Origin of the sequence: Nonomuraea sp. NPDC050790, from assembly GCF_044456745.1 — a bacterium.
Lineage (GTDB): Bacteria > Actinomycetota > Actinomycetes > Streptosporangiales > Streptosporangiaceae > Nonomuraea.
Genome location: NZ_JBITGF010000003.1, coordinates 689,108 through 712,828, shown reverse-complemented (window position 1 = coordinate 712,828; position 23,721 = coordinate 689,108). Strand labels below are relative to the sequence as shown.

26 protein-coding genes and 1 tRNA gene are annotated in these 23,721 nt (G+C 67.9%); 18 read left to right on the top strand and 9 right to left on the bottom strand.

Annotated elements, in window-relative coordinates; all coding sequences use genetic code 11:
- Positions 1-96: 96 nt before the first annotated feature.
- On the bottom strand, positions 97-504 hold the full coding sequence (locus tag ACIBEJ_RS18330) for a hypothetical protein (protein WP_397183906.1): 408 nt from the start codon (positions 502-504) through the stop codon (positions 97-99).
- Positions 505-1,565: 1,061 nt separating this feature from the next.
- Between ACIBEJ_RS18330 and ACIBEJ_RS18325 the strand changes: the two genes are divergently transcribed.
- Positions 1,566-1,883: a hypothetical protein gene (locus ACIBEJ_RS18325; RefSeq protein WP_397183905.1), complete on the top strand. Its 318-nt coding sequence runs from the start codon at positions 1,566-1,568 to the stop codon at positions 1,881-1,883.
- 67 nt (positions 1,884-1,950) lie between these two features.
- Here the strand turns inward: ACIBEJ_RS18325 and ACIBEJ_RS18320 are convergent, their stop codons facing one another.
- Both ACIBEJ_RS18320 and ACIBEJ_RS18315 read right to left on the bottom strand, forming a co-directional pair.
- Entirely contained in the window at positions 1,951-4,965 is a 3,015-nt protein-coding gene (locus ACIBEJ_RS18320; RefSeq protein ID WP_397183904.1) for an NACHT domain-containing protein, read from the bottom strand.
- Positions 4,966-5,471: 506 nt separating this feature from the next.
- Positions 5,472-5,545: transfer RNA gene (locus ACIBEJ_RS18315), tRNA-Gly, on the bottom strand.
- 92 nt (positions 5,546-5,637) lie between these two features.
- Here ACIBEJ_RS18315 and dcd point away from each other — a divergent pair.
- Complete coding sequence (gene dcd, locus ACIBEJ_RS18310; protein ID WP_397183903.1) at positions 5,638-6,213, top strand: dCTP deaminase; 576 nt, start codon at positions 5,638-5,640, stop codon at positions 6,211-6,213.
- Here the strand turns inward: dcd and ACIBEJ_RS18305 are convergent.
- Positions 6,185-7,414, bottom strand: coding sequence for an MFS transporter (locus tag ACIBEJ_RS18305; protein WP_397183902.1), 1,230 nt, complete (start codon positions 7,412-7,414; stop codon positions 6,185-6,187). The genes dcd and ACIBEJ_RS18305 overlap by 29 nt on opposite strands.
- Before the next feature lie 198 nt (positions 7,415-7,612).
- Between ACIBEJ_RS18305 and ACIBEJ_RS18300 the strand changes: the two genes are divergently transcribed.
- Both ACIBEJ_RS18300 and ACIBEJ_RS18295 read left to right on the top strand, forming a co-directional pair.
- Positions 7,613-8,230, top strand: coding sequence for a DUF47 family protein (locus ACIBEJ_RS18300; protein WP_184958320.1), 618 nt, complete (start codon positions 7,613-7,615; stop codon positions 8,228-8,230).
- Complete coding sequence (locus tag ACIBEJ_RS18295; RefSeq protein ID WP_397183901.1) at positions 8,231-9,235, top strand: anion permease; 1,005 nt, start codon at positions 8,231-8,233, stop codon at positions 9,233-9,235. It begins immediately after the preceding gene.
- Here the strand turns inward: ACIBEJ_RS18295 and mshD are convergent.
- Positions 9,168-10,133: a mycothiol synthase gene (gene mshD, locus ACIBEJ_RS18290; protein WP_397183900.1), complete on the bottom strand. Its 966-nt coding sequence runs from the start codon at positions 10,131-10,133 to the stop codon at positions 9,168-9,170. The genes ACIBEJ_RS18295 and mshD overlap by 68 nt on opposite strands.
- A 107-nt stretch (positions 10,134-10,240) precedes the next feature.
- Here mshD and ACIBEJ_RS18285 point away from each other — a divergent pair, with 107 nt between their 5' ends.
- Positions 10,241-12,025, top strand: coding sequence for a bifunctional metallophosphatase/5'-nucleotidase (locus ACIBEJ_RS18285; RefSeq protein WP_397183899.1), 1,785 nt, complete (start codon positions 10,241-10,243; stop codon positions 12,023-12,025).
- Between the two features lie 616 nt (positions 12,026-12,641).
- Here ACIBEJ_RS18285 and ACIBEJ_RS18280 read toward each other — a convergent pair.
- The gene (locus tag ACIBEJ_RS18280; protein ID WP_397183898.1) at positions 12,642-12,908 is read right to left on the bottom strand and encodes a hypothetical protein; all 267 of its coding nucleotides are present in this window, start codon (positions 12,906-12,908) and stop codon (positions 12,642-12,644) included.
- Between the two features lie 510 nt (positions 12,909-13,418).
- Between ACIBEJ_RS18280 and ACIBEJ_RS18275 the strand changes: the two genes are divergently transcribed.
- A complete protein-coding gene (locus ACIBEJ_RS18275) occupies positions 13,419-13,946 on the top strand; it encodes a GNAT family N-acetyltransferase (RefSeq protein WP_397183897.1) in 528 nt (175 codons plus the stop codon).
- A 556-nt stretch (positions 13,947-14,502) separates the two neighbouring features.
- Here ACIBEJ_RS18275 and ACIBEJ_RS18270 read toward each other — a convergent pair.
- Positions 14,503-15,195 (bottom strand): response regulator transcription factor, encoded by a 693-nt coding sequence (locus ACIBEJ_RS18270; RefSeq protein ID WP_397183896.1) that lies wholly within the window; start codon positions 15,193-15,195, stop codon positions 14,503-14,505.
- Between the two features lie 166 nt (positions 15,196-15,361).
- Here ACIBEJ_RS18270 and ACIBEJ_RS18265 point away from each other — a divergent pair, with 166 nt between their 5' ends.
- The 11 genes from ACIBEJ_RS18265 (at position 15,362) to ACIBEJ_RS18215 (ending at position 21,471) form a co-directional block, all read left to right on the top strand.
- Positions 15,362-15,613 (top strand): MoaD/ThiS family protein, encoded by a 252-nt coding sequence (locus ACIBEJ_RS18265; protein WP_397183895.1) that lies wholly within the window; start codon positions 15,362-15,364, stop codon positions 15,611-15,613.
- Positions 15,614-15,675: 62 nt separating this feature from the next.
- Complete coding sequence (locus ACIBEJ_RS18260) at positions 15,676-16,341, top strand: DUF2993 domain-containing protein (protein WP_397183894.1); 666 nt, start codon at positions 15,676-15,678, stop codon at positions 16,339-16,341.
- Positions 16,342-16,390: 49 nt separating this feature from the next.
- The gene (locus ACIBEJ_RS18255; protein ID WP_157254790.1) at positions 16,391-16,903 is read left to right on the top strand and encodes a sigma-70 family RNA polymerase sigma factor; all 513 of its coding nucleotides are present in this window, start codon (positions 16,391-16,393) and stop codon (positions 16,901-16,903) included.
- The gene (locus ACIBEJ_RS18250; RefSeq protein WP_397184323.1) at positions 16,903-17,712 is read left to right on the top strand and encodes an anti-sigma factor family protein; all 810 of its coding nucleotides are present in this window, start codon (positions 16,903-16,905) and stop codon (positions 17,710-17,712) included. The genes ACIBEJ_RS18255 and ACIBEJ_RS18250 overlap by 1 nt, the downstream gene beginning before the upstream one ends.
- Before the next feature lie 118 nt (positions 17,713-17,830).
- Positions 17,831-18,256, top strand: a complete 426-nt coding sequence (locus ACIBEJ_RS18245) for a thioredoxin family protein (RefSeq protein ID WP_397183893.1) — start codon at positions 17,831-17,833, stop codon at positions 18,254-18,256.
- 3 nt (positions 18,257-18,259) lie between these two features.
- Complete coding sequence (locus ACIBEJ_RS18240) at positions 18,260-18,373, top strand: putative leader peptide (protein WP_397183892.1); 114 nt, start codon at positions 18,260-18,262, stop codon at positions 18,371-18,373.
- Positions 18,374-18,432: 59 nt separating this feature from the next.
- Entirely contained in the window at positions 18,433-18,846 is a 414-nt protein-coding gene (locus tag ACIBEJ_RS18235) for a DUF4395 domain-containing protein (protein ID WP_397183891.1), read from the top strand.
- Positions 18,843-19,682, top strand: a complete 840-nt coding sequence (locus ACIBEJ_RS18230) for a sulfurtransferase (protein ID WP_397183890.1) — start codon at positions 18,843-18,845, stop codon at positions 19,680-19,682. The genes ACIBEJ_RS18235 and ACIBEJ_RS18230 overlap by 4 nt, the downstream gene beginning before the upstream one ends.
- Positions 19,682-19,987: a DUF1416 domain-containing protein gene (locus ACIBEJ_RS18225; protein ID WP_397183889.1), complete on the top strand. Its 306-nt coding sequence runs from the start codon at positions 19,682-19,684 to the stop codon at positions 19,985-19,987. The genes ACIBEJ_RS18230 and ACIBEJ_RS18225 overlap by 1 nt, the downstream gene beginning before the upstream one ends.
- Positions 19,988-20,191: 204 nt before the next feature.
- Positions 20,192-20,743: an RNA polymerase sigma factor gene (locus tag ACIBEJ_RS18220; protein WP_397183888.1), complete on the top strand. Its 552-nt coding sequence runs from the start codon at positions 20,192-20,194 to the stop codon at positions 20,741-20,743.
- Entirely contained in the window at positions 20,740-21,471 is a 732-nt protein-coding gene (locus tag ACIBEJ_RS18215) for a methylated-DNA--[protein]-cysteine S-methyltransferase (RefSeq protein ID WP_397183887.1), read from the top strand. The genes ACIBEJ_RS18220 and ACIBEJ_RS18215 overlap by 4 nt, the downstream gene beginning before the upstream one ends.
- Here the strand turns inward: ACIBEJ_RS18215 and ACIBEJ_RS18210 are convergent.
- Positions 21,438-22,001, bottom strand: coding sequence for a helix-turn-helix domain-containing protein (locus ACIBEJ_RS18210; RefSeq protein WP_397183886.1), 564 nt, complete (start codon positions 21,999-22,001; stop codon positions 21,438-21,440). The two genes, ACIBEJ_RS18215 and ACIBEJ_RS18210, sit on opposite strands and share 34 nt — an antisense overlap.
- Positions 22,002-22,047: 46 nt before the next feature.
- Here ACIBEJ_RS18210 and ACIBEJ_RS18205 point away from each other — a divergent pair, with 46 nt between their 5' ends.
- The gene (locus ACIBEJ_RS18205; protein WP_397183885.1) at positions 22,048-23,313 is read left to right on the top strand and encodes a benzoate/H(+) symporter BenE family transporter; all 1,266 of its coding nucleotides are present in this window, start codon (positions 22,048-22,050) and stop codon (positions 23,311-23,313) included.
- On the opposite strand, the gene ACIBEJ_RS18200 is transcribed toward ACIBEJ_RS18205, so the two are convergent.
- Positions 23,268-23,636, bottom strand: a complete 369-nt coding sequence (locus ACIBEJ_RS18200; protein WP_397183884.1) for a tetratricopeptide repeat protein — start codon at positions 23,634-23,636, stop codon at positions 23,268-23,270. The two genes, ACIBEJ_RS18205 and ACIBEJ_RS18200, sit on opposite strands and share 46 nt — an antisense overlap.
- Positions 23,637-23,721: the final 85 nt, after the last annotated feature.

Sequence of the window (23,721 nt, the reverse complement as noted above, 5' to 3'; positions counted from 1 at the left end):
GTACCCACATCCTGTTGGATTTTCGACCGGCGGCAAGCCGATCGCGAGCGGGGCCCGGCCGGACCCCGCTCGCGCATTTCCGTGGTGAATGTGCCGTCAGGCGGCGTCGAGAGCCGTGGTGATTTTGCGGGTCATTTCGGCTGCGGTAGGGCTGGCCGCGCCCTTGTGCGCCACGGCGGCCGCTTCGACGGCGATCAGGACGATGCCGCGGAAGTTGTCGGCCTCGGCCGCGTCCTGCTGCTTGAGCAGGCCCATGGCCGCCGTCAGGGCCGGCAGCACGTGGTCGGCGATCGCGGCCACCGACTTGCCCTCCAGGGTGATGTCCTTGGTCTTCGCGGCCAGCACGTGCCCGATCGGGCCGGTCGAGCTGTACAGAGCGAGCGAACCCGCGGTGGCGGCCTTGTGCGGCGAACCGGCCGCGTCGGCGGCGGCCAGCAGCGTGACGGCACCGAAGGCGGCGGTGCGAAGGGTGGCCTTGTCCTGGGCGGTCAGGTTGAGGGACATGATGATGCTCCTTTGAAGCGTTCAGACGGATATGTACTGACGGCCCGAGAGTTCTTCTCGCCGCTCGAACCGCCATGGCAGCTACTTTCGCCCGCCCGTCTGATACGCGGCCGCTACCGCCCTGACATGGCCGCTGACACGAGCCCTCGCATGCTCGATGGCCCGTTGCCGGACGGATCTACTGGGTCGCGCCGCTCCTGGGTGGCGCCTCTTCTGGGCCCGGGCGGCGGGGCTGCGTCCGTGCGGCATTTCGGGCCTTGAGGCCAACGGCGATCGCCGCCTCAAAGACCGAGGCCATGGCCACGACATCAGCGTGTGTTCGGCGGCTGCTACGGAACGGCGTTGACCACCGCCGGTGCCCCGAGCGCCGGCCCGAACGCCATCGATCGCCTCCGCCTACCGGGTCTTACTCGATGAGCACCCATCCCTGGCTCTGGGCTGTGATCAACTCCCGAATCAGACCACGAGCGTCAGAGTCCCGATCTGCGACCACAAGCAACGCGTCAACGGACCGACCAACCCGCTCGACAATCGCCGCGATGACATCGACCGTTTCTCCGGCGGTATCGATGTACGACTCGAATCCTGGCTCCGCCCAGCCAAGCCTCTGCCCTCCGGGCTGCACCGAGAATCACCATCGACACACAAACGTGTTCAGTGCTTCAAGCTGCCCTCACGTCGTTCAGCCTCAGCGTCGAACGCTTCCCGATCCTGAGGGGCCGCGCAGGTTGTCCAGCCCAGGCGCACTGATGAAGTCCTGCGGCTGTGCTGGCATGGTCGACTCCTTCTGCCTCTCGAAAGCGCAGAGGAGAGGACACCGGTCATCTACGTCACGAACGGCGAGGCTGGATGGTTGTCAGCTTGGGAACTGCGCCCAGCGCCATCCGGGCAGTCGGGTGAGGTCGTGGCTGACCGTTCGTCACCTTCGCTGATAGCCCGACGATCGCCGCCGTTGACACTAAGTGCGCGGGACGTTCGGCACCGAGGAGGGCGGCTAACCGGGCTGGAACAGCACCGCACCGACCTTGTAGTGATCGCTTGCCCATGCTTGTGTGTTCGGCGTGAGCCGTGATTCCAAGGTAGATGGGTGTCTTGAACCTGATCCGGTGAAGGTGGCCCCGGCAGGTGGCGAACGGAGTCGCATCACACCGATCATCGTCCTGAGCGCAATCCCACTTCTGCTCACCAACTGGTTTCTCGCTGTCATGGTCCTCGGGCGCACCTGCGCCCTTACATATGCGGGCGGCAACATAACGGAATGTGCTGGCGGGCTTTCCGAGGAAGGGACAACCGCCGCATCGGGTCTGATCGCGCTGGCGCTGCTCGTCATCCAGATAGGGCTGATCGCCCTGGCGCACCGACGCATCCGCAAGTCGTAGCGAGGCCAAAGGGCCTCGCCAGAACGCTGCTCAAACACATACGAGACACCTGTCGGCATCAGTCGTGTCACCGGAATCCCAGTCGGGTCAACTCTGCCCGTACCCTCTCAACGATTTGGGACTGGTCGGATCCCATCGGCACGTCATCAAGGTGGAGCACGCCGCGCAGTCGCTGCCCGTCCAAACTCAGATGGCCGAGGACCAACTCCAGATACTGCATGGCGTCACGCTCAGCAAAAGGGGCGAACGCCTGGCTGAGGTGCAGGCATTCGACGTAGGCCGCTGCGAGTTCGGAAGGGTTGGCTCGGCGGCTGGACAGCAGCCACAGGCGGATCAGGGCGCGGGCTGGTGAGACGGCGCGGTCCGGCCAGAATCCGGCGAAGGTCGTTACAGAGCTGCCGAGCTCTGCTGACAGCGGCTCCACCGTGTGCAGCAGGATGTCTTCCTCATAACCGCAGAGGAAATGCAGTTGCCGGGCCGACGGTTCGAACTCGTCGTGCATCCACGCGTAGGCCCCGCGATCGTTTACGCCGTAGGTCCAGTATGGGTCCACATTAGGCGTTCTCGGCAGTTCCTCATGGATCCAGCTGATGATCACGTCCCGTCTCTCACCTCCGCCAGCGCGCTTCAGATTGATGGTGTGGATCAGGTTGAACCATGCGTTGTAGGTGATCTGCGACTGCCAGAGGCGAGCTAGGGCACGCCACCTCGCGATCACGTATTCCGGCTCGCCGAAGAGCTCCCTGCCCGATACTTCGCCGCACACCACGACGAGCAGGAGCAACAGGTTGACGCTGTAGGCGGCGTGTCGCGCCGGAACCGATCTGAGCGCGTCGATCCGGCCCGGCTGGTAGGCGTCGTACGCCGACGGCGTACGGGAGTTGAGCGCATCACCGAACAGTCCGAGCAACAGTTCCTTGCCCTCGGGCAGGTCCACCAGCAACTCGCGGAGGAACTCCATGACCGACTCGCGCGAGGAGAGAGGAGCGTGGGAGAGCAACGCATGGAGGAAGGCGTTGTTGGGGCTGGTCCGTCTGGCTCTGGAGGCTGACAGTTCGGCCTCGGCGACCAGATGGCGTACCTCCTGAGCGGTCAGCCGGGCGACCAGGTATTCGCCGAAGGTGGCATGCAGGAATTCATAGGTTTTCAGTCGCCGCTCGTCTTGGAACGCCTGAGCCTCATGGACGAAGAAGAACCGTCCCACAGCCAATTGGCTCAAGCTCAATGCAGGCAGGAACCCCTGCGATGAGGCGGGCGGCGCTGGCAGCAGCGCTTGTAGATCGGCCTCTAACTCCTCCTCAGAAACCCACTGACTGTCCCTGTTGAACATGGCGAACGCCACCACGGATAGCCGCAGCAGTTCCGAGTCGACCGCCCGCGCCAATTCGGCCTCACCGAGTCGAGAGCCGTACTTGATGACCTCACGACGGGCGAAGCGCGCTAGGAGCCGTTCGTAGAGCTCGCCACGGGCAAGCTCACCCTCTCGGCGCAGTGGCTCCCCGCCCGCGTCGTAGAGAGCGAGCAGGAGTAACAGCAGCGGCTGGGTGGCAAGCTCTCCCAGGGAGAGCACCACGTCGGTATCCAACTCCGTGCCGTTGACCAGATTCCAGATCGCCAGCCAGCGCTCGACTTGCGCTCGTTGAAACGGCTCCAACCGGATCACCACGCTGCCCTGAGGCACCCGCGCACGGTCCGCGACGGCGGTACGACTTGTCACGATCACCACGGTGGGGCGGCCTTGGACGACCTCCCGTTCCTGGAAGGCCGCCACTCGCTCCAGGTAGTCGGAGTTGCCGACCCGGGTGGCCTGCAGCAGTTCGTCGAAGCCGTCGAGGAGGATCACCGCCACCACGTCGGTCTCGTGAATCGAGGTCCACGGGTGGTGCTCGCCGGTGGCCTGCCGTACAGCGTGCTCGATCTGAGCTTGCAGGTCCGCTTCCGCGGGCACCTCGCGCAGGGGGACACGGACCACCGCGAACTGCTCCGGAGGCAACTCGGCGGCGAGCACCTTGGTTAGGACGGACTTGCCCGCTCCCGGTTGGCCGAGCACAAGCAGCGGGTATCGGGTGGCCGTGGGATGGGTGAGATGCCCGAATAGGAACGCATGTAAATCCTCGCGAACCGGCACCTCCGCCCACCACTGGTCTTCTGCTGGTCTCGCCGTGTCACCTGCGGCAGCCAGGCGGAAGCATAAGCTGAGGTGGGCATCGCTCAATGATGGGATCCGTACCCCCGCAGGCAGGTCCGTGGCTGACAGGATGGGTTTGCCGAGCGCCAAGCGGTAGAGGCGGGACAGGGCGTCTCGCACGCCGCGAGGCTCTGTCCCGGCCCCGACCGACTGGAGCAGCCTCCGCAGGTCACGCAGGCCTGCGTCGAGTTGCTCCCGAGTAGCCTGATGATCGATCCTGCTATTCCAGTAGGCGACCTCCGGTACGTCGGCTCCGAAGCGATGGAAAAGCTCGGTATAGCGCTCGCGGGCCTGGGCAGGCAGGTCCCTGGTGAGCCACCGGCGGAGCCGGTCCTTGCGCGCGCCGTCCATCGGTTCCCACCACCGCAGCCCCGCGTAGAATTCCAGCAGCCGCGAGCCGAGCATCGCGTAATAGGACTCCACGTCCCGAACGACGATCTCGTACGGCAGGGCGGGGCTGGGACACGGCACCTGCATTTGCAGAAGGCGCTGCACCAAGTGGCCGAGCCTGGACACCTCGCTTCCACCGCCCCCAGCGATGGCTAATTCCTCCCCACGCAGTAGGCGGAGTTCCTCGACGTTGAATCCGCGGGATCCCTCGGCTACTGCCTCGAAGAACGCCGTTACCACGATGACCGTATGGGCAGCCGCGATGCGCTGGGTGCGCGGGAAGCGGCTCAGCCCGCGCAGGCGATCGCCGAGCTCGGCCCCGAGCTTTCGGCTGAGGCCGACCAGTTCGCCCTTGGCGTCGAAGAGGCTGAGCGCGAGCTGGCTGCCACCTCCGGTCGCTACGAGGAGCAGACCGCCGGCGAGCCGGTCGAGCGCGTCGATGAGCCTGGCGTCCGCGTCGAGGATCTTTACCGCGTTGGTGTAACTGAACCAGCCGTTCGTCACGGTATGAGCATCACCGCCCGCCGCTCACGGCTCAATGCTTTTCTGCGGTCGGCTCAGGCAAGCGGCAACTGCCTGTCCTGCGGAGGGCGGCTTCCAGTACGGACTGGCGGATGGCCGGCTTAAACAGGAGGTTGATGTCGGGCTAGCTGGCAGGTCCTGCCTTGGCTCCTGTCACGGGTGTACCTAAAGCAGGTGTTCGGCTTGTCTTGGCGCAAGCTCTGAAGAGGGTGTGCGGAGCGGAGCGGAGCACCTTTGGGCGGGGCGGGATCCAACTGGCTGACCACTTGGCTGGGCAACGGGTGGGCCTTGAAGGGGCGCCCGACCGAAGGGAGGCCCGAAAGGGGTCGAGCCCCCGGCTCGACTGGAAGAACAGCCTGAGCCCTTAGGCGCGAAGCGCCCCATGAGCGAAGCCCAAGCAGTGAGGCGGGGCGTGGGGGCCGCGCCCCCACTGAACACAGCCTGAGCCCACAGGCGCGAAGCGCCCCAAAAGTGAAGTCCTTGCCTTTTGGAGCGGGTGACGGGAATCGAACCCGCGCTGTCAGCTTGGGAAGCTGATGTTCTGCCATTGAACTACACCCGCATCGGCCGAAAGCCGCGCCCCCCACTGTAGCGGAAACCAGCCGTCCCCAAGCAACCCCGCCCCACCACCCCAACCACGATAGGTTGCTCCACGTGCTGCTTTCAGACCGCGACATCTTCGCCGAGATCGAGTCCGGCAGGCTCAGCCTGGACCCGTTCGATGAGGACATGATCCAGCCGTCCAGCATCGATGTCCGGCTCGATCGATTCTTCCGTGTCTTCGAAAACCATAAATATCCGCACATCGATCCGGCAGTAGAGCAGCCCGACCTCACCCGCCTGGTTGAACCCGAAGGCGACGAGCCGTTCATCCTCCATCCGGGCGAGTTTGTCCTGGCCTCCACCTACGAGGTCATCACCCTGCCCGACGATCTCGCCAGCCGCCTGGAGGGCAAGAGCTCGCTGGGCCGCCTGGGCCTCCTCACGCACTCCACGGCCGGCTTCATCGACCCGGGCTTCAGCGGCCACGTCACCCTGGAGCTCTCCAACGTGGCAACGCTCCCCATCAAGCTCTGGCCGGGCATGAAGATCGGCCAGTTGTGCGTGTTCAGGCTGAGCTCCCCGGCCGAGCACCCCTACGGCGCCCAGAAGTACGGCTCCCGCTACCAGGGCCAGCGCGGCCCGACCCCGTCCCGCTCGTTCAGGAACTTTCACCGGACCAAGATTTAGACCGCAGCTCCACCAGCCCGGGAATGGCCAGCGCCACCAGCGGCAGCACCGCGGTGAGCGCGCTGACCAGCAGCACCGGCCTGGCCCCGACGGTGTCGACGAGCACACCGGTCGCGACCAGCCCGAACGGCGTCAGCCCCAGCACCGCCACCCATTCCAGCGAGGCCACCCGGGCCTGCCGTCCAGGCGGCACCTCGCGCAGCATCCCGATGACCCATTCGATGGCGGCGACCTCCAGCCCCACCCCGGCCAGTAGAAAACAGGTGAACACCGGCCAAGGCGTCGTCGCGGTCAAAAGCGACAAAGGCACTAGCCCGTACGGCAGCAGCCCCAGCATGGCCGTGAGCCCCGGCCGAGGCCCTGGCCGGATCAGGGCGAGCACGGCCCCGATGAGCCCGCCGAGCGAGAGCGCGGCCAGCGACAGCCCGTAGATGGCGTCGCCCTCGTGCAGCGGCAGGAAGTTCCACTGGAGCTTGGCCGCGGTGGCCGGCAGCAGTACCTGGGCCGGGGCCACGATGAGTGTCTGGTGCAGGGCGAGCACCGCGATCACCGCGGCCATCCAGGGCCTGGACCAGACCTCGCGCATGCCCTGGCGGATCTCGTCCATGAGGGGGTGGCGGGGCTGGGCGGGCAGCACGGGCTCGCGCATGAGCCAGATGAGCCCGGCGCTGCACCCGAACCCGATCGCGGCGACGAGAAAGGCGGCCCACGGCCCCCACACGACGACGATCGCCGCTCCGGTGAACGCCCCGAGCAGCGATCCGCCGCGCAGGGAGACGCTGGTCATGGCGATTCCGGTACGGCGGTGCCGTTCGGGAAGAACGGTTGACAGGACGCCCTGCAACGCAGGGCGGAAGAACGCCTCGCACAGCCCGCCGAGGAAGACGGCGATGCCCATGAACGGCGCCAGCGGCCAGATCGCCACGAACAGGGCGATGACCACGAGGCCGAGCTGGGAGCAGGCCATGACGACGCGGCGGGGGAGCCGGTCGGCCCATACGCCGCCGAAAAGGGCGAAGCCCACCAGGGCGATCAGGCGTCCGGCCAGGACGAGGCCGATGGCGGCGGCGCCGTGCCCACCCCGGACGAGTGAGATCACCACCGCTATGGGAAAGATGTAGTCAGCCGCGACAGAGGCGGTGAGACTGCACCAAAGGAGACGGAAGGCGCGATCTCCCAACACTCCGGCGGCTGCCCGCATATGTCACCAGGATGAGCCATAACTGGCTCAAAAACCAGCAAAGCGGACGTGGGCAAAATGGTGATCAAGGTATCCACACGTGCCGTGTCGGGCAAGGGATGGAGGGTAGCCAGATGATGAAGGGGACATGAAGTTCGCATTTTGCCTGGTAACCCGTACCCTCTTCCACGGACCATCCCCGCACATCTGGAGAACGACGTGCGCCTGCGTCTCACGCCTCGTGAGGACAGCTACTACGACCTGTTCGCCGATTCCGCGAACAACCTGGTCACGGCATCCCGGCTACTGGTTGAGATCATCAGTGACGGCTCGGACCGGGAAGCCCTGGCCGAGAAGATGCGCGCTTGCGAACACGCCGGTGACGAACGCACTCATGCGATCATGAACCGGCTCAATGAGAGCTTCATCACCCCATTCGACCGCGAGGACATCTACCGCCTCGCCTCGAACCTCGACGACGTGATGGACTTCATGGAGGAGGCCTCCGACCTCATCGTCCTCTACCAGATCGACCACCTCCCCAAGGACGTCATCCGGCAGGTCGAGGTTCTTGAACGCGCGGCCGAGCTGACCGCCGAGGCGATGCCGCGGCTGCGCTCGATGAAGAACCTGAACGAGTACTGGATCGAGGTCAACCGCCTGGAGAACCAGGGCGACCAGGTGTATCGGCGCCTGCTGGCCAAGCTTTTCAGCGGTGAATACGACGCGCTCACGGTCATGAAGATGAAGGAGGTCATCGACCGCCTCGAAGAGGCCGCCGACGCCTTCGAGCACGTGGCCAACACGATCGAGTCGATCGCGGTCAAGGAAAGCTAAGTGGACCTCACGCTCGCCCTCGTCATCGGCGTGGTCGTCGTGGCGTTGATCTTCGATTACACCAACGGCTTCCACGACGCGGCGAACGCCATCGCGACCTCCGTCTCGACCAGGGCCCTCACCCCGAGGGCGGCGCTGTTCATGGCGGCGGCGATGAACTTCATCGGCGCCCACCTGGGCACCCAGGTCGCGCAGACCGTCGGAAAAGGCATCATCGACGCCCCACAGGGCTCCCACGGTCTGGTGGTCGTCTGCGCCGGCCTCATCGGCGCGATCACCTGGAACATGGTCACCTGGTACTTCGGTCTGCCCTCCTCCTCCAGCCACGCCCTCATCGGCGGCCTGATCGGCGCGGCGCTCGCCTCGGCCAGCATCGTCCACTGGGACGGCGTCGTGGAGAAGGTCGTCATCCCCATGATCCTGTCGCCGCTGGTGGGTTTCTCGCTCGCCGCCGCGATCATGATCGCAATCTATTGGATCTTCCGCAACGCGCAACCGGGGAAGACCAACCGCGGCTTCCGCTACGCGCAGACCGTCTCGGCCGCCGCCATGGCGCTCGGGCACGGCCTGCAGGACGCGCAGAAGACGATGGGCGTGATCTTCCTGGCGCTCACCGTCGGCGGTTACGCCGCCCCGAAGGACCCGATCCCGCAGTGGGTCATCCTGGCCGCCGCCGGGGCGATCTCACTGGGCACCTACGCGGGTGGCTGGCGCATCATGCGCACGCTGGGCCGGCGCATCATCGCGCTCGACCCGCCGCAGGGCTTCGCGGCGGAATCCGCCGCGGCGACCGTGCTGTACGGCGCGGCCATCGGCTTCGGCGCCCCGATCTCCACCACCCACACCATCACCTCGGCGATCATGGGCGTCGGCGCCACCAAGCGCCTGTCGGCCGTGCGCTGGGGCGTGGCGGGCAACATCGTGACTGCCTGGATTCTCACGATTCCGGCTGCGGCTCTTGTCGCGGCACTGTCGTACTTCGTGCTCCATTGGCTCGTGGAGTAGCGGCGTACATCACGTCCACGTCCCATCGGCTGAACCCGAGACCCGAGTAGAGCCTGATCGCGGCCGCGTTGGCCTCGTCCACGTAGAGCATGACCTGGGCGAGGCCGCGCGAACGCAGATGGCGCAGGCCCGCGACGGTCAGCGCCTTGCCCAGGCCGGTGCCCTGCTGGGACGGGTCGACGCCGACGACGTACACCTCGCCCAGCGGCTCGTGGCCGTGCTCGTCGGAGCCGTGGACCTTGGTCCAGTGGAAGCCGACCAGCCGGTCGCCGCGCTCGGCCAGGAAGAATCCGGCCGGGTCGAACCACGACTCCGCCTCGCGCCGCAGCACGTCGTCCAGCGTCCATGCCCCCTGCTCGGGGTGATGGGCGAACGCCGCCGCGTTCACCTTGAGCCACGCCTCCTCGTCCCGGCCGGGTACGAAGGCGCGCAGCCGTACCCCTGAGGGCATCTCAAAGGACGGCAGGGGCGCGAACAGCGACCGGCGCATCTGCCACAGGGAACGAACCCTCTCGAACCCCATGGAAGCCGCCAGAGCGCCCGCGGCGGGGTGATCGCCGTGGGCCCAGAGGCGCAGGCGGCCGCCGGTCAGGTTCATGACCTCGCCGAGCAGGCGTTTTCCATGGCCGTGGCGGCGGTAGGAGGGGTGGATGACCAGTTCGCCGCTCGGGCCCTCGACCTCGTCGGTGGGGTCCACGTGGGCGTAGCCGGCCAGCGCCTCGCCGTCGTAGAGGAGCAGCGAGCGGGCGCGGGCGTCGCCGCCGTAGCGCAGGTGGAGCATCACGTGCTCGTTCAGGGGGCGGACGCCGTCGGCCTCGGTGGCCGCTTCCACGACACCCAAAACGTCGGTGATTTCCTGTTCGGCAAGTCGTTCCGCGACCTTCACTCGCACGCTCATGGCTCGAACTCTAGGCGTCCGTATGGCAAACAACGCCAGGGACCCCGCCGATGAATCGTTACCTTTGCGCCATGGGCCGCATGGATTGCGGCCGTAACGTCTGGTCCATGACGTCTCACTTACTCCCCCGACTCGCGCTGGCCGGAGCCGTCGCCGCGAGCGGGTTCGTCCTGGCCGTCACGCCCGCGGACGCCGGTAAGACCACCACCAGAACGGTCCCCGTCCGCCTCTTGGCGCTGAACGACTTCCACGGTCACCTCGAGCCGCCCACCGGCTCCTCCGGCCGCATCGTCGACGAGCACGGCCAGACCGTCGACGCCGGCGGCGCCGCGTACGTGGCCGCCCACATGAAGCGGCTGTCGGACCGCAACACCATCGGCGTCGCCCAGGGCGACCTCATCGGCGCCACGCCGCTGATCTCGGCCGCCTACCACGACGAGCCGTCCGTCGAGTTCCTCGGCAAGATCGGCGTGAAGGTCTCCGCGGTCGGCAACCACGAGTTCGACGAGGGGTACGCCGAACTTCGCCGGATCATGTACGGCGGCTGCCACCCGGTCGACGGCTGTTCGCCCGCCGGCCGGTGGAAGGGCGCCCAGTTCGACTACGTCGGGGCCAACGTGCTGTTCAAGAACAGGGACGAGCGCTCCGACGCGCTGGCCGGCCTGTCCAGCACGCCGGAGGCCAGGCGGCTGCTCGAGGACTGGGGCGTCCCCGCGCTGCCGCCCGTCAGCATCAAGTGGAAGAACGGCGTGCCGATCGGCTTCATCGGCCTCGTCACGCAGACCACGCCGGGCATCGTCACGGCGGAGGGCATCAAGGACATCAAGTTCGTCGACGAGGTCAAGGCCGCCAACGTCGCGTCCAAGCTCCTCAAGCTCTTCGGCGTCAAGGCCCAGGTCGTGCTCGTGCACGAAGGCGACCAGGTGAACGCCGGCCAGTCGCCCGACGCCTGCAGCGCCATCCCCGGGGCGGGCAACCGCATCGCCACCCAGGTGGACGCCGAAGTCGACATGATCCTCAGCGGGCACTCGCACCAGGCGTACAAGTGCACCGTCAAGGACCCGGCGGGCAACGACCGCCTCTACTCGCAGGGCGGATCGTTCGGCCGCGTGATCACCCAGGTCGACTTCCAGGTGAACACCCGCAGCCGCGACATCCTCCGCAACACCGTCATCGCGGACAACCACGTCGTGACCCGCACGATCGCGGCTGACCCCGAGATCTCCACCTTCGTCCAGACGTGGAAGGACCGGGTGGCGCCAGTCGCCAACAAGCCCGTCGGGAAGATCACCGCGGACATCTCGAACGCGGCCACCCCCACCGGGGAGACCCCGCTCGGCAACCTGATCGCCGACGCCCAGCTCGCCGCGACCAAGACCGGTGGCAACGCGCAGGTGGCGCTGATGAACCCGGGCGGGATCCGGGCTCCGCTGACCTTCGCCGGGACGCCCGCGGGTGAGGGAGACGGGGTGGTGACGTACGGGGAGGCGTTCACGGTTCAGCCGTTCAACAACCTGATGCAGGTGGTGACGCTGACCGGGGCGCAGTTGAAGACGGTGTTGGAGCAGCAGTTCGTGGGGGGTCCGAACGGCCAGCCGTTCCAGAAGATCCTGCAGCCGTCCGCGAACCTGACCTACACCTACAGCCGCGGCGCGGCCTGGGGTTCCAAGGTCCGGGACCTGAAGATCGACGGGACCGCGGTGACCGACGCTCAGCAGATCAGGGTGGCGGCGAACAACTTCCTCGTGGGTGGCGGCGACGCTTTCGCGGGCTTCAAGGACGGGACGGACGTGTGGAGCGGGCCGCTCGACATCGACGCCCTGGTCACCTACCTGACCGCCAACCAGCCGATCGCGCCTCCGGCGCTGGGACGCATCACTGCCGTGGACTAGCAAATCAGACTTCGCATGGGGCTGGGCGTGGGGCGCGGTCTTCGCAGTGAGGCGCTTCGCGCCCTGGAGCTCAGGCTGTGTCGTGTGGGGGCGCGGCCCCCACACCCCGCTCTGAAGCTCGGTCTTCGCCCTTGGGCGCTACGCGCCTGGGGGCTCAGGCAGCTTTGATCCAGATCGAGGTGCTGCCGCCCCTCAAGCACCCCGCCCCGTTGGCCAGCTGAAACGCGGAGAAAGCACCCAGTCGATTCGGCAGGGGAGGAACCATGTCACGCAGATGGCGGGCCTTGCATGTGAAGCGCCTTTGCGGCAGGTGCGCAAAGTGATGCTGATGGGGACAGCGATACAGGGCGGTTCAGGCCCAGAGGCGGGAAGCCGGTGAGCAGGTCACCTGGCCGAGACCTCACCATCGGCGGCCCGCAGGGGATGCGGAGCATAAAGGGGCCCAGGCCCGCACCTGACACCGCCTCATACCCGACCCAAAACTCGGTCTTCGCCCTTCGACGCCATGCGCCGCAGGGCATGGGCCGTGCTGACTCAGCTCAAGGGGCTGCTGCCTCCTGACTACCCAACTCCCGGGTTGGCCAGGGTCAGATGCCGGGGACGGGACCTGGCTGGGTCAACGGAGCGGAACTAGAGAGTGGGCCAGGCCAAGGTGATCGGGGTCGAGGAAATGTTCTACGTCCGCGCGTTCGCCCTCGGTGATGACGGTCTGGTACATCGTCAGCCGTTGGGATGGCTGCGCCAGGTCGAACTGTCGCCGTCCTGACCAGCAGAGGTGGAGGGGCAGCGGCACGACGCCTTCAGCGGGGCCGCGCAGCGCGGCCAGCGATACCGGAGCACGGTCCGGGACGTCGGCGTAGCGGCTGGGCCACGGTGTCGCCATGTTGCCCAATATGCCCTGGTGGGAGCCCTGAGCTCAGGTAGATGGATCGGGTGGCCCGTCAGATGTGGTCACGAAAGCTTCATGGGTAAGGCGTCAGCAGAGTTTGCGGGGCGCCCGTAACGAGGCATCAGAGGTGTTCGCGGCGAGGTCGTGAGTGGGCTCGTCAGGGCGTTTGCGAGGACGCCTTTGAAAGGGCGCCAGAGGGGTTCGTGCGTGGATCGCAGGAGGCGTTGGAGGAGTTCGCGGGTAGGTGGCGTAAGAAGGCGCTACAGGAGTTCGCGGGGGAAGTCCGTGAGTGGGTCGTCTGGGCGGTCGGCCCAGGACCACCAGTGGTGGTCGCCGGGGCAGGACCAGCGGACCTTGCATGTCCGGCGGCCGTCGTCCTCACGCTGCATCAAATACAACCCGCCGAATGACAAGAGCCGGCCGCACGTGGGGCAGGCCATCTCGGATTGGTCTGTCATGGGCGGCACGCTATTGGCATCAGGGGCCTTGTTACCGTCGATGGTTGTGGCTGATGATCTGGCGCTGCCTGTTCTTGCGACGTCCGTGTCCCGGCTCACTCTGCGGCCGCTTGTGGTCGATGATGCCGAGGTCTACTTCGACTTGGTCGTGCGTAATCGCGGGCATCTCACTCGCTTCGGCGATTACGAGGAGGTCAAGGCGGCCACGTTGGAGTCGGTGGCGCGGGAGTTCGCGCGATCGGCGGGGAGGAATCTGCGGTTCGGGATCTGGCTCTCGGGTCGGCTTGTGGGCCGGGTGGACCTCAATCCGGTTGATCCGCCTCGGTATTCGATGGGCTATTGGCTGGATGAAGGGGCTACCGGCAGGGGTTACATGACTGCGGCCTGCGGGGCGTTGGTGGACTTTGCTCGGGTCGAGCTGGGGGCCACGGAGGTGTTCGCCGGGGTGACGCATGGCAACTTGCGGAGTGTCGCGGTTTTGGAACGGCTGGGGTTCGGGGTGGTGGCTGAATTCGAGCGGTACACCAGGTTTCGTCTTGTGTTGCGGGCCGGTCAGGTGGATCCGGGGCGCTAATCGTGCCTGTGTCGCTCGTGCCTTATGGCGAGCCGTACTGCCCAGTAGATGATTAGGAAGAGGGCGATGGCCGGGACGAGCCAGCTCGTGATCATGAAGAGCTCGGCCACGGTCGATCCCCTTTCGGGCGGATTACAGGTGTGGCGATTATGGCTCACCGGAGAAAGGAACGGGGCATTTCCGCATGGGCCGCCTCATCGCCGGCCGCCGCACATGGAAGCCACTCTTCGAAGTCGCACTCAGTTCGGTGCACGTCTCGCTTTGTGGAGGCGGACCCAGGAGGAGCAGGGCCTGCTGACTCGGGTGAGGGGACCGTGCTCGCCGTAGAACTCCGGCTGAGCGGGAATGTTCCGGGCTGCCCGTCCTGGTGAGAGGATCGCCCGCCACACGGGCTGGTCAGGAAGGCGGGAGCAAGGCCAAGGGCAGGACCGGAGGGGGTGGCCGGGGAAGGGGACGACCTCACGAGCCCTGCACGAGCTGATCCGCAGCCCGCAGAACGATGGTGCCCGAACGGATCAAGTTCGGCTCGGGGAGGCGACGGGGGTCACGCCGCCACCTACACGAGGGACGAATCCCCCCGCTCCGGCACAAACCGGTAGCCAACATTCCGCACAGTACCGATCAACGACTCGTACTCAGTCCCAAGCTTGGCCCGCAACCGCCGCACATGCACATCCACCGTCCGAGTCCCCCCGAAGTAGTCATACCCCCACACCTCCTGCAACAACTGCGCCCGAGTGAACACCCGGCCAGGATGCTGAGCGAGGTACTTGAGGAGCTCGAACTCCTTGAAGGTCAGATCCAGGACCCGCCCACGCAACCGCGCGGTATAGGTCGCCTCGTCAATGGAAAGGTCCCCGCTGCGAATCTCGTCGGGAACGTCCTCGGATGACGACAGGGACAGCCGCCCCGTGGCCATCCGCAGGCGCGCTTCGACTTCGGCCGGTCCGGCGCTGTCGAGCAGGACGTCGTCCACGCCCCATTCCGCGGTCATCGCCGCGAGCCCGCCCTCGGTGACGATGACCAGGAGCGGGACGTCGATGCCGGTCGTTCTGATGAGGCGGCACAGGCTCTTGGCGTGGGCCAGTTCCTTGCGGGCATCGACGATCACGGCGTCGGACGGCGGGGCGTCGATCAGGGCGGAGGCCTCGGCCGGGGCGACGCGGACGGAGTGGAGCAGCAGGCCGAGCGCGGGCAGCACCTCGGCCGACGGCTCCAGAGCGTTCGTCAGCAGGAGCAGGTTGCTCATCACGCCTCCCCAAAACGCGCAAGGACCCGGGGGCTACGTCGCCCAGGTCCCGTACGTGAGGATAACCCAACGGAATCTCGCGTTCATTGTGCGTCCACCTGGTGAACAGCGAAACGTACGCGTTAACAGGGGCGCACAATGGTGCCGACACGATTGTGAGGAGCCTATGGCCACGGGAAAGGTTCGTTATTGGGCGGCGGCGAAGGACGCGGCGGGAGTCGCGGAGGAGCCGTTCGAGGCCGCCACTCTTGGCGAACTCATGACGAAAATCACAGCCGGGCGCGACGATCTGGCCAGGGTGGTGCGGCGCTCGTCGTTCCTGGTGGACGGCGATCCGGTGGGACGGCGGGCGCACGACGACGTGGTGCTGGGTGAGGGGGTGACGGTGGAGGTCCTGCCGCCGTTCGCCGGTGGGTGATCTCCAGCTTTTTCCGGGAATTGGTCGGTAAGCTCAATGTCCCCCCGTGCCAAAGGAGTCCGATGCGCAAGCTGGTCATTTTCCTGATCGTGCTGATCGTTCTCCTTGTCGCCGTCGACCGGGTCGCGGTGGCCGGGGTCCAGCGTGACCTGGCCAACCGGATCGGAGCCGCCGCCGACCTCAGCGGCACGCCCACGGTGACGATCGAGGGCATCCCCTTCCTGACCCAGGCGTTCGCGGGCCGCTATCCCGAGGTCCGTTTCGACCTCGGGACGCTCACCTACGGCGGCGTGCCCATCCGCAACCTGCACGGCGTGGCCTACGGGGTCACCGCGCCGCTGGCCGACGTGATCCAGAACACCGCCGACGTCCGCGCGGAACGGCTGACCGTCAGCGGCACCGTGACCAGGGCGACGATCGACAAGTTCGCCCCGCAGGGGGTGAAGATCTCGGGCAACGGGCAGAGCCTGGTCGCCTCGGGGGAGGTGCCGTTCGCCGGGCAGAAGGTGAAGTTCAACGCGGAGCTGAAGGTGGAGCTGACCGACGGCGGCATCAAGCTCGCCGCCACGAAGATCCAGGGGGTGCCGAGCCAGCTCGCGCAGTTCGTCACCTACACGATCCCGTTCAAGGGCAAGCTGCCGTTCGACGTGAAGGTGACGGGTGTGAAGAGCGTGGCCGACGGGCTGGAGCTGTCGGCCGAGGGGAAGAACGTGCCGCTCCGTGGATGAGGACAAAGCCGCCGGTGAACCGCCTGGCCGTGCCGTACGTGATGAGGATGTGAGTCCAGCAGGCACCGCCGACGAGGAGCTTGTCCGTACCCTCTTCGACGAGCACGCCGGGCCGCTGTATGGCTACGTATTGCGACTTACCGGAGATTCCGGCCGGGCGGAGGATGTCGTGCAGGAGACGCTGCTGAGGGCTTGGCGGCATCCCGACGCGCTGTCCGGGCGTCCGATCCGCGCGTGGCTGTTCACGGTGGCCCGCAACCTCGTCGTCGACCAGCACCGGGCGAGGAGGGCCCGGCCACCGGAGACGGGCGACGAGGCGCTGGCCGTGATCCCCGCGGACGACGAGCTGGAGAAGGCCGTCGAGTCGTGGGCCGTGGCCGAGGCCCTCGCGGCGCTGCGGCCGGAGCACCGCGAGGTGCTCATGGAGGTCTACTACCGGGGGAAGTCCGTGAAGGAGGCATCGGCCACGCTCGGCATCCCGCCGGGCACGGTCAAGTCCCGCACCTACTACGCGCTGCGGGCGCTCAAGCTGGCGCTGGAAGAGCGGGGGTTGGCGCCGTGATGATGACCTGTGAGGAGGTACGGCTGTCGCTGGGCGCCCACGCGCTCGGCGCGCTCGACCCGGAGGAGGCGCTGGAGATCGACACCCACCTCGCCACGTGCGAGGCGTGCGGCGCTGAGCTGACGGAGCTGGAGGGCGTGACCGCGTTCCTGGGCAAGGTGTCCGAGCGCGACGTGGAACTCGTCGCCAGCCCCCCGCGCCAGGTGCTCGACCGGCTGCTGAACGACCGTGCCAAGCGCAGCAGGCGCGGCAGGGTCCTGCTGGCCGTGGCCGCCTCGGCCGCGGTGCTCGCCATCGGCGGCGCGGTCTGGACCTCCACGACCGGCGGACAGGGCATGAGCTCGACGGCCGCCGGCAGAGAGCGCGCCGAACAACAGGAGGCGCCCGCGGCCAAGAGCGACGCCCAGCCGGACTACAACTTCGACGCGAAGACGAGCCAGGAGCCGCGGACCGCCAGCGAGAGCGCGTCGGAGTCGCCTTCGGCGCAGACGCTGAACGCTCCGGCGGGCAAGGAGTTCAAGGGCGCCGACGGCGCCAGGCGGGCCACGATCATGGCGGTGCCCGCCGAGGGCGGAACCGAGCTGAACCTCACCGTTTCGGGCGTGGCGGTCGGCACCCGGTGCCGCGTGATCGTCCTCGGCGACGGCAACCGGCGCGAGACGCTCGACGGCTGGGAGGTCAGCCGGGAGAACTACGAGAAGCCGCCGGTCTTCCAGCTGAAGACCAAGCTGCCGCTGGAGTCGATCAGGATCATCAGAATCGTCGACCAGAACGGCAAGCTCCTGGTGAACACCAGAACCGGGGCCTAGCCAGCCGCCTGACGGGGTAGCCGGGCTTGCTCCTGTGGTCTGGTGCCGGCCACCCCTCGCGACAGAGGTGACCAGGCCCGGGGGAAGAACGCCGGATGCGTGGTGGTTGGGGGGAGGGATGACGGGATTGTGGGTGGCGCTCGGCACGCTGGCGCTGGGCCTGGTGATCGGGGTGGTACGGCTGCGCCGCGACGGAAGGATGCGCGAGACCCCCTCGGACGCGCTGACGGAAGGGCAGATCGGGGCGCCGCTGGGGGAGCGGGCGACGCTGGTGCAGTTCTCGACGGCGTTCTGCCAGCCGTGCCGCGCCACGCGGAGGATCCTGGCCGAGGTGGCCGATCTGGTGCCGGGCGTGGCGCATGTGGAGATCGACGCGGAGTCCCGGCTGGATCTGGTACGCCGGTTGGACATTCTCCGCACCCCCACCGTTCTCGTCCTGGACAGCTCCGGAAAAATCACTAAAACGGCGTCGGGGCAGCCCAGAAAGGCCGACGTGCTGGCGGCTCTGGGCGATGCGGTGTCTCAGGAGCCGGACGAGATGTGACAGATGGCGAGACGTCGATGTACGCTCGTCGTCATGAACCCCACGACAGAGCTGCTGACGAAGCGGCGCGCGGTTGATTTCTGCCGCGTGTCCACCGCGCTCTGTCGCGCTGCCTGAGGACGGTCTCGCGGACATTCCGGTCCGCCCCAACCCGACCCCTTCAGGAGCATCCAGCGATGCGTGCCGACCCTAGAGCGCTGCGCTTCGGCGCCGCGATCACGACATTGGTCCTGACCCTCGTCCTGGCGACAGAGAGCCCGTTGCTCCTGGCCGCCCAGGCGGTGGTGTTCGCACTCGGTTCGGCGGGGCGCCCGCCGTACAGCATGCTCTTCAAGGCGCTCGTCACGAGCGCCCCGAAGGAGACGGAAGACGCCCGCCCGCCGCGCTTCGCGCAGGTTGTCGGGCTGGTCTTCGCGGGTGCCGGGCTGATCGGTTTTCTCACCGGGATCACGCCGCTCGCCCTGGGGGCGACGGCAGCGGCCCTCCTCGCCGCCCTCCTCAACGCAGCCTTCGGATTGTGCCTTGGCTGCGAGATGTACCTGCTGATTCGCCGTCTACTGCCCGCCGCCAAACTGGAGGTTCCCCAATGAGCCGCTCCGCCGTCCTGGTGGATGCCGACTGGGTCGAGGCCAACCTCGACACGCCCGGTGTCGTACTCGTCGAGGTCGACGAGGACACCAGCGCCTACGACAAGGGCCACATCCGTGGCGCCGTGAAGATCGACTGGAAGTCCGACCTTCAGGACCCGGTCCGCCGCGACTTCGTGGACAAGGCGGGCTTCGAGGCCCTGCTGTCCGAGCGCGGCATCTCCAACGACGACCAGGTCGTGCTCTACGGCGGCAACAACAACTGGTTCGCCGCCTACGCCTACTGGTACTTCAAGCTCTACGGGCACCAGAACGTCCGGCTGCTCGACGGCGGCCGCAAGAAGTGGGAGCTCGACTCGCGCGAGCTGGTCAAGGACGTTCCGTCCAAGCCCGCCACCACCTACGTGGCCCAGGAGCAGGACAGCTCCATCCGCGCCTTCCGCGACGACGTCGTCGGCGCGATCGGCAAGCTCAACCTGGTCGACGTGCGCTCGCCCGACGAGTTCACCGGCAAGCTGCTGGCTCCCGCGCACCTCCCGCAGGAGCAGGCCCAGCGCGCCGGGCACGTGCCCACCGCCCGCAACATCCCGTGGTCGAAGGCGGCCAACGACGACGGCACCTTCAAGGCCGACGACGACCTGCGCACCCTCTACGGGGAGGCGGGCGTCGACTTCGGCAAGGACACCATCGCCTACTGCCGCATCGGCGAGCGTTCCGCGCACACGTGGTTCGTGCTGCACGAGATCCTCGACCAGGCGAACGTGAAGAACTACGACGGTTCATGGACCGAGTACGGCTCGCTCGTGGGCGTGCCGATCGAGCTGGGGGAGGCCCGCTGATGTCTGTTGTGTCCCAGGGGTGCGCCGCGCCGGAGCAGACCGCCGCGCTGCCCGCAGGAATCGATCTGTCCACCCAGGCCGTCATCCAGGGCGTGGTGACCGGCGCCGGAACCGCGTACGCGCGGCTGCTCGACCACTCGGGCGAGTTCACCGGCGAGGTCGTCGTGTCCGACGAGGGCGTGTTCCGCTTCTTCGCCGCACCGGGCGACTGGACGGTGCGCATCATCGCGGGCGGCGGCGTCACCCGCGACGTGCAGGTCTCCGCGCGCCTCGGCGAGGTCTCCCAGCTCGCCGTCGCGGTCTGACCGCTTCTCTCCTGACGGGCCCGCCTTTGCGCGGGCCCGTCTCTTTTATCCGCTACGGCTCCCGCCCGGACACCCGCCCCGCCGCCCCCAGCGCGCCCCCGTCGAGCGCCGGTCGTGAAGGCTCACGGGCAGTTCGCCGTAACGCCGCACTGTGGGCCGTGCAACCTCCCGGGTCCCGATGGTGTTCTATGGACTGTGATTGACATGGAATGCCTGGATCCGGTGCGCAAGGCGCTGCTTGCCGACCTCGATGAGGGGTTCGGCGAGCTCTTCAACGCCTACCGGGGTCTGGTCTTCTCGACCGCGCTGCGCCTGACCGGCAAGTGGGCCGACGCCGAGGACCTGACGGCCGAGGCGTTCCTGCGTGCCTACCGCGCGCTGGCCGACTACGACCACGAGCGCATTTCCGCCCTGCAGCCGCGTGCCTGGATCGTCACGATCGTGATGAACGTCTGGCGCAACTGCGCCCGGCACAAGTCCCGCAAGCCGCCGCCCCACCTGCTCGACGAGCCGGTTGAAACGTTCGACCCGGGCGAGGGCGTGGAGGAGATGGCGCTGCGGCACGAGACCGGGGACGAACTGGGCCGGCTGCTGGTCCAGTTGCCGGAGGAGCAGCGGGCGGCCGTCGTGCTGCGGCATGTCGTCGACCTTCCGGTCAGCGAGATCGCGACGGTCATGCGGATCCCGCAGGGCACCGTCAAATCGCATATCTCACGAGGTTTGAAGCGGCTGCGCACTCTGGGAGGTGCCCGATGACCCACGACCCGATCATCAGCGGACTCGCGGCACTGGCCGCGGAGCCGCCGCCCGGCCTGTACGACCGCATCGCCGCCCGGTGGACGCTCGTTCCGGGGCCGATCGGCGAGCTTTCGGTGGCCTTCACCGATCACGGCATCGCGTACGTGCACCACGGCGACGGCTTCGCCGAAACGTTTCGACGGCGGTTCGGACGGCCGCTCGTGCGGGTGGAGCGGCCGCCCGCGGGGCTCGTGCCCGCGCTGCGCACCGGGCAGGCGTCGGGGCTGGAGCTGGACCTGCGCGGGGTCAGCGACTTCCAGCGCGAGGTGCTGCTGGCGGCGCGGACGATCCCGCGGGGCGAGGTGCGCCCGTACGCGTGGATCGCCGCCAGGATCGGCCGCCCCAAGGCGGTCAGGGCGGTGGGCACCGCGCTGGGCAACAACCCGGTGCCGCTGCTGATCCCCTGCCACCGGGTGACGCGCTCCGACGGCGTGCCCGGCGAGTACGTCTTCGGCGCGCAGGCCAAGGAGGAGGTCCTGGCGGGCGAGGGCGTGGATCTGGCGCGGATGCGCGAGCTGGCCGGTTCGAGCGTCTTCTACCTGGGCAGCGACACCACGGGCGTGGTCTGCTTCCCGACCTGCCATAACGCCCGCCGGATCACGCCCGCGCACCGCGTCGGCTTCCGCACGCTGGCGCAGGCCGAGCGGGAGGGCTACCGCCCCTGCAAGGTCTGTCGCCCCGGGTAGCGGATCAGCAGGCTGGCGTGGACGACGTCGGGGCCCTCCGCCCGGTAGAGGTGGGGCTCGTTCGACGTCCAGCTCAGGTGGTCGCCGGGTCCGGCCGTCATCGGCGCGGACGCTGGTCCGGCGACCAGCGTGCCGTGGAAGACGGTGAGGTGCTCGGTGACGCCGGCGTGGTGGGCGGGGGAGGACTGGGTGGTTCCTGGCGGGATGCGCAGCCGGTAGAGCTCGTAGGTGACCTCCGGGTCCTCGAACACCTCCAGCAGGGTGGCCTCGACGGCTGCGCCGTACATGACCTTGGGTTCCGCGGGGGTGTCGAGGATGGCGCCGATGGGCACGCCGAGCTGCGCGGTGATCGCCCAGAGGGTCTCCAGGGTGGGGTTGCGCCGGCCGGTCTCGACGCCGGACAGCGTGGCCTTGCCGATTCCGGCCCGCCTGGCGAGCTCCGACAGGGAGACGCCGCGTGCCTCCCTCAGCCTGCGTATCCGCTGGCCCACCTCGTGCGGGTCGCCGTCGATCGCCGGCCGGGAATCCATGCGCCCATCTTGCCCTCTCCCCGCCAGGTTCACTACTGTTCCGTAAATGGAACGCAGCCTGCTGAAGCCGGTCGTCGCCGGCATGGTGACGGCGGTGGTGGGCTTCGCCAGCTCGTTCACCGTGGTGCTGGCGGGCCTGCGCGCCGTCGGCGCCGACTCCCGCCAGGCCGCCTCCGGCCTGCTGGCCCTATGCGTGGCCGTGGGCGTCACGACCATCGTGCTCTCGGTACGGCACCGCCTGCCCGTCACCGCCGCCTGGTCCACCCCCGGGGCGGCGCTCCTGCTGTCCACCGGACCCGTGGACGGCGGCTACGCCGCGGCGATCGGCGCCTTCCTGGTGTGCGGCCTGGCCATCATGGCCACCGGGATGTTCCCCGCGCTCGGCCGCCTCGTCGCCCGCATCCCGCAGCCCGTCGCCGCCGCGATGCTCGCCGGCATCCTGCTCAAACTGTGCCTGGCGCCGGTGGCCGCGGTCTCGCAGGTGCCGCTCATGGCGATCCCCGTGATCGTGATCTGGGCGCTCCTCCACCGCTTCGCCCGCATGTGGGCGGTCCCGGGCGCGCTGGCCGCCGCCGTCGTCGCGATCGTGGTGACCGCGCCCTCGCTCACGTTCGACGCGCTGCCGGTGGTGGCGCCGGCCGTACCGGCCTTCACGGGCTCGGCGATGATCGGCATCGCCCTGCCCCTCTTCCTGGTGACGATGGCCTCCCAGAACGTCCCGGGCATGGCCGTCCTTTCCGGGTACGGCTACCGCCCGCCGTTCGGCGAAATCCTGCTCACCACCGGCGCCGGCACCGCCGCCGGAGCTTTCCTGGGTGGCCACGCGATCAACCTGGCCGCCATCTCCGCCGCGCTCGCCGCCGGACCCGACGCCCACGAGGACCCCGCGCGCCGTTGGATCGCCTCGCTGACCTCGGGCATCTCCATGATCGTGCTCGGCCTGGCCGCGGGCCTGGCGACCGCACTGGTCCTGCTGGCCCCGCCGGTCCTGATCGAGGCGGTGGCGGGGCTGGCGCTGCTCGGCGCACTGGCCGCCTCGATCGCGGCCGCGTTCAGGGCAGGAGCGGAAAGGGGCGGGGTGGATACGGCCGGGGTGGCTACCGCCGGGGTGGAAAAGGCCCGGGTGGAAAGGGCCGGGGTGGAAAGGTCTGGGGTGGAAAGCGCCGCCTTCACCTTCGTGGTGACCGCCTCGGGGGTCTCCTTCTTCGGCGTCGGCTCGGCCTTCTGGGGCCTGCTCGCCGGCGGCGCCTTCCACCTGCTGATGAACTACAAGGACAGCTTCCGCTCGACGCGCGTCACCGAGTCGGCGTAGTCGGGCTCGCCGGCCATGGCCGCGGCCATCCGCAGGTGCGGCAGCGCCTGCTCGGGCTTGCTCGACCGCTCCAGCGTCCGGCCCAGCAGGAACCGGGCATAGTGGTCGCTCGGGTCACGCTCGACCAGCGTCTCCAAGGTCTTCCTGGCACGGCCGAGCTGGGCGGAGTGGAAGTAGGCACGGGCGGCGAGCAGAAGCACGCCACGGTCGTCGCCGTGCTCGTCGAGCAGCGGCTCCAGCATGTACAGGGCTCCGAGCGCGTCCCGCTGGCCAAGCAACCGCTCGGCGTAGCGGTAACGCTCGATCTCGTTGAGAAGCGTCATGGACGGTTGAACAATCAACTTATCTGCGTCATTCCGCGTTGTGGATGCGCCCATCCCGGACAGAACGCTACGATTCTGCAGATGT

What these genes read in the sequence shown, in the direction of transcription:
- ACIBEJ_RS18260 (WP_397183894.1), top strand. Translation starts at nt 15,676, where the DNA reads ATGCGCAAGCTGGTCATTTTCCTGATCGTGCTGATCGTTCTCCTTGTC.
- ACIBEJ_RS18245 (WP_397183893.1), top strand. Translation starts at nt 17,831, where the DNA reads ATGACGGGATTGTGGGTGGCGCTCGGCACGCTGGCGCTGGGCCTGGTG.
- ACIBEJ_RS18270 (WP_397183896.1), bottom strand. Translation starts at nt 15,195, where the DNA reads ATGAGCAACCTGCTCCTGCTGACGAACGCTCTGGAGCCGTCGGCCGAG.
- ACIBEJ_RS18200 (WP_397183884.1), bottom strand. Translation starts at nt 23,636, where the DNA reads ATGACGCTTCTCAACGAGATCGAGCGTTACCGCTACGCCGAGCGGTTG.
- ACIBEJ_RS18305 (WP_397183902.1), bottom strand. Translation starts at nt 7,414, where the DNA reads ATGCGGGCAGCCGCCGGAGTGTTGGGAGATCGCGCCTTCCGTCTCCTT.
- ACIBEJ_RS18235 (WP_397183891.1), top strand. Translation starts at nt 18,433, where the DNA reads ATGCGTGCCGACCCTAGAGCGCTGCGCTTCGGCGCCGCGATCACGACA.
- mshD (WP_397183900.1), bottom strand. Translation starts at nt 10,133, where the DNA reads ATGAGCGTGCGAGTGAAGGTCGCGGAACGACTTGCCGAACAGGAAATC.
- ACIBEJ_RS18210 (WP_397183886.1), bottom strand. Translation starts at nt 22,001, where the DNA reads ATGGATTCCCGGCCGGCGATCGACGGCGACCCGCACGAGGTGGGCCAG.
- ACIBEJ_RS18220 (WP_397183888.1), top strand. Translation starts at nt 20,192, where the DNA reads ATGGAATGCCTGGATCCGGTGCGCAAGGCGCTGCTTGCCGACCTCGAT.
- ACIBEJ_RS18265 (WP_397183895.1), top strand. Translation starts at nt 15,362, where the DNA reads ATGGCCACGGGAAAGGTTCGTTATTGGGCGGCGGCGAAGGACGCGGCG.
- ACIBEJ_RS18230 (WP_397183890.1), top strand. Translation starts at nt 18,843, where the DNA reads ATGAGCCGCTCCGCCGTCCTGGTGGATGCCGACTGGGTCGAGGCCAAC.
- ACIBEJ_RS18280 (WP_397183898.1), bottom strand. Translation starts at nt 12,908, where the DNA reads ATGGCGACACCGTGGCCCAGCCGCTACGCCGACGTCCCGGACCGTGCT.
- ACIBEJ_RS18215 (WP_397183887.1), top strand. Translation starts at nt 20,740, where the DNA reads ATGACCCACGACCCGATCATCAGCGGACTCGCGGCACTGGCCGCGGAG.
- ACIBEJ_RS18330 (WP_397183906.1), bottom strand. Translation starts at nt 504, where the DNA reads ATGTCCCTCAACCTGACCGCCCAGGACAAGGCCACCCTTCGCACCGCC.
- ACIBEJ_RS18250 (WP_397184323.1), top strand. Translation starts at nt 16,903, where the DNA reads ATGATGACCTGTGAGGAGGTACGGCTGTCGCTGGGCGCCCACGCGCTC.
- ACIBEJ_RS18205 (WP_397183885.1), top strand. Translation starts at nt 22,048, where the DNA reads ATGGAACGCAGCCTGCTGAAGCCGGTCGTCGCCGGCATGGTGACGGCG.
- ACIBEJ_RS18285 (WP_397183899.1), top strand. Translation starts at nt 10,241, where the DNA reads ATGACGTCTCACTTACTCCCCCGACTCGCGCTGGCCGGAGCCGTCGCC.
- ACIBEJ_RS18225 (WP_397183889.1), top strand. Translation starts at nt 19,682, where the DNA reads ATGTCTGTTGTGTCCCAGGGGTGCGCCGCGCCGGAGCAGACCGCCGCG.
- ACIBEJ_RS18240 (WP_397183892.1), top strand. Translation starts at nt 18,260, where the DNA reads ATGGCGAGACGTCGATGTACGCTCGTCGTCATGAACCCCACGACAGAG.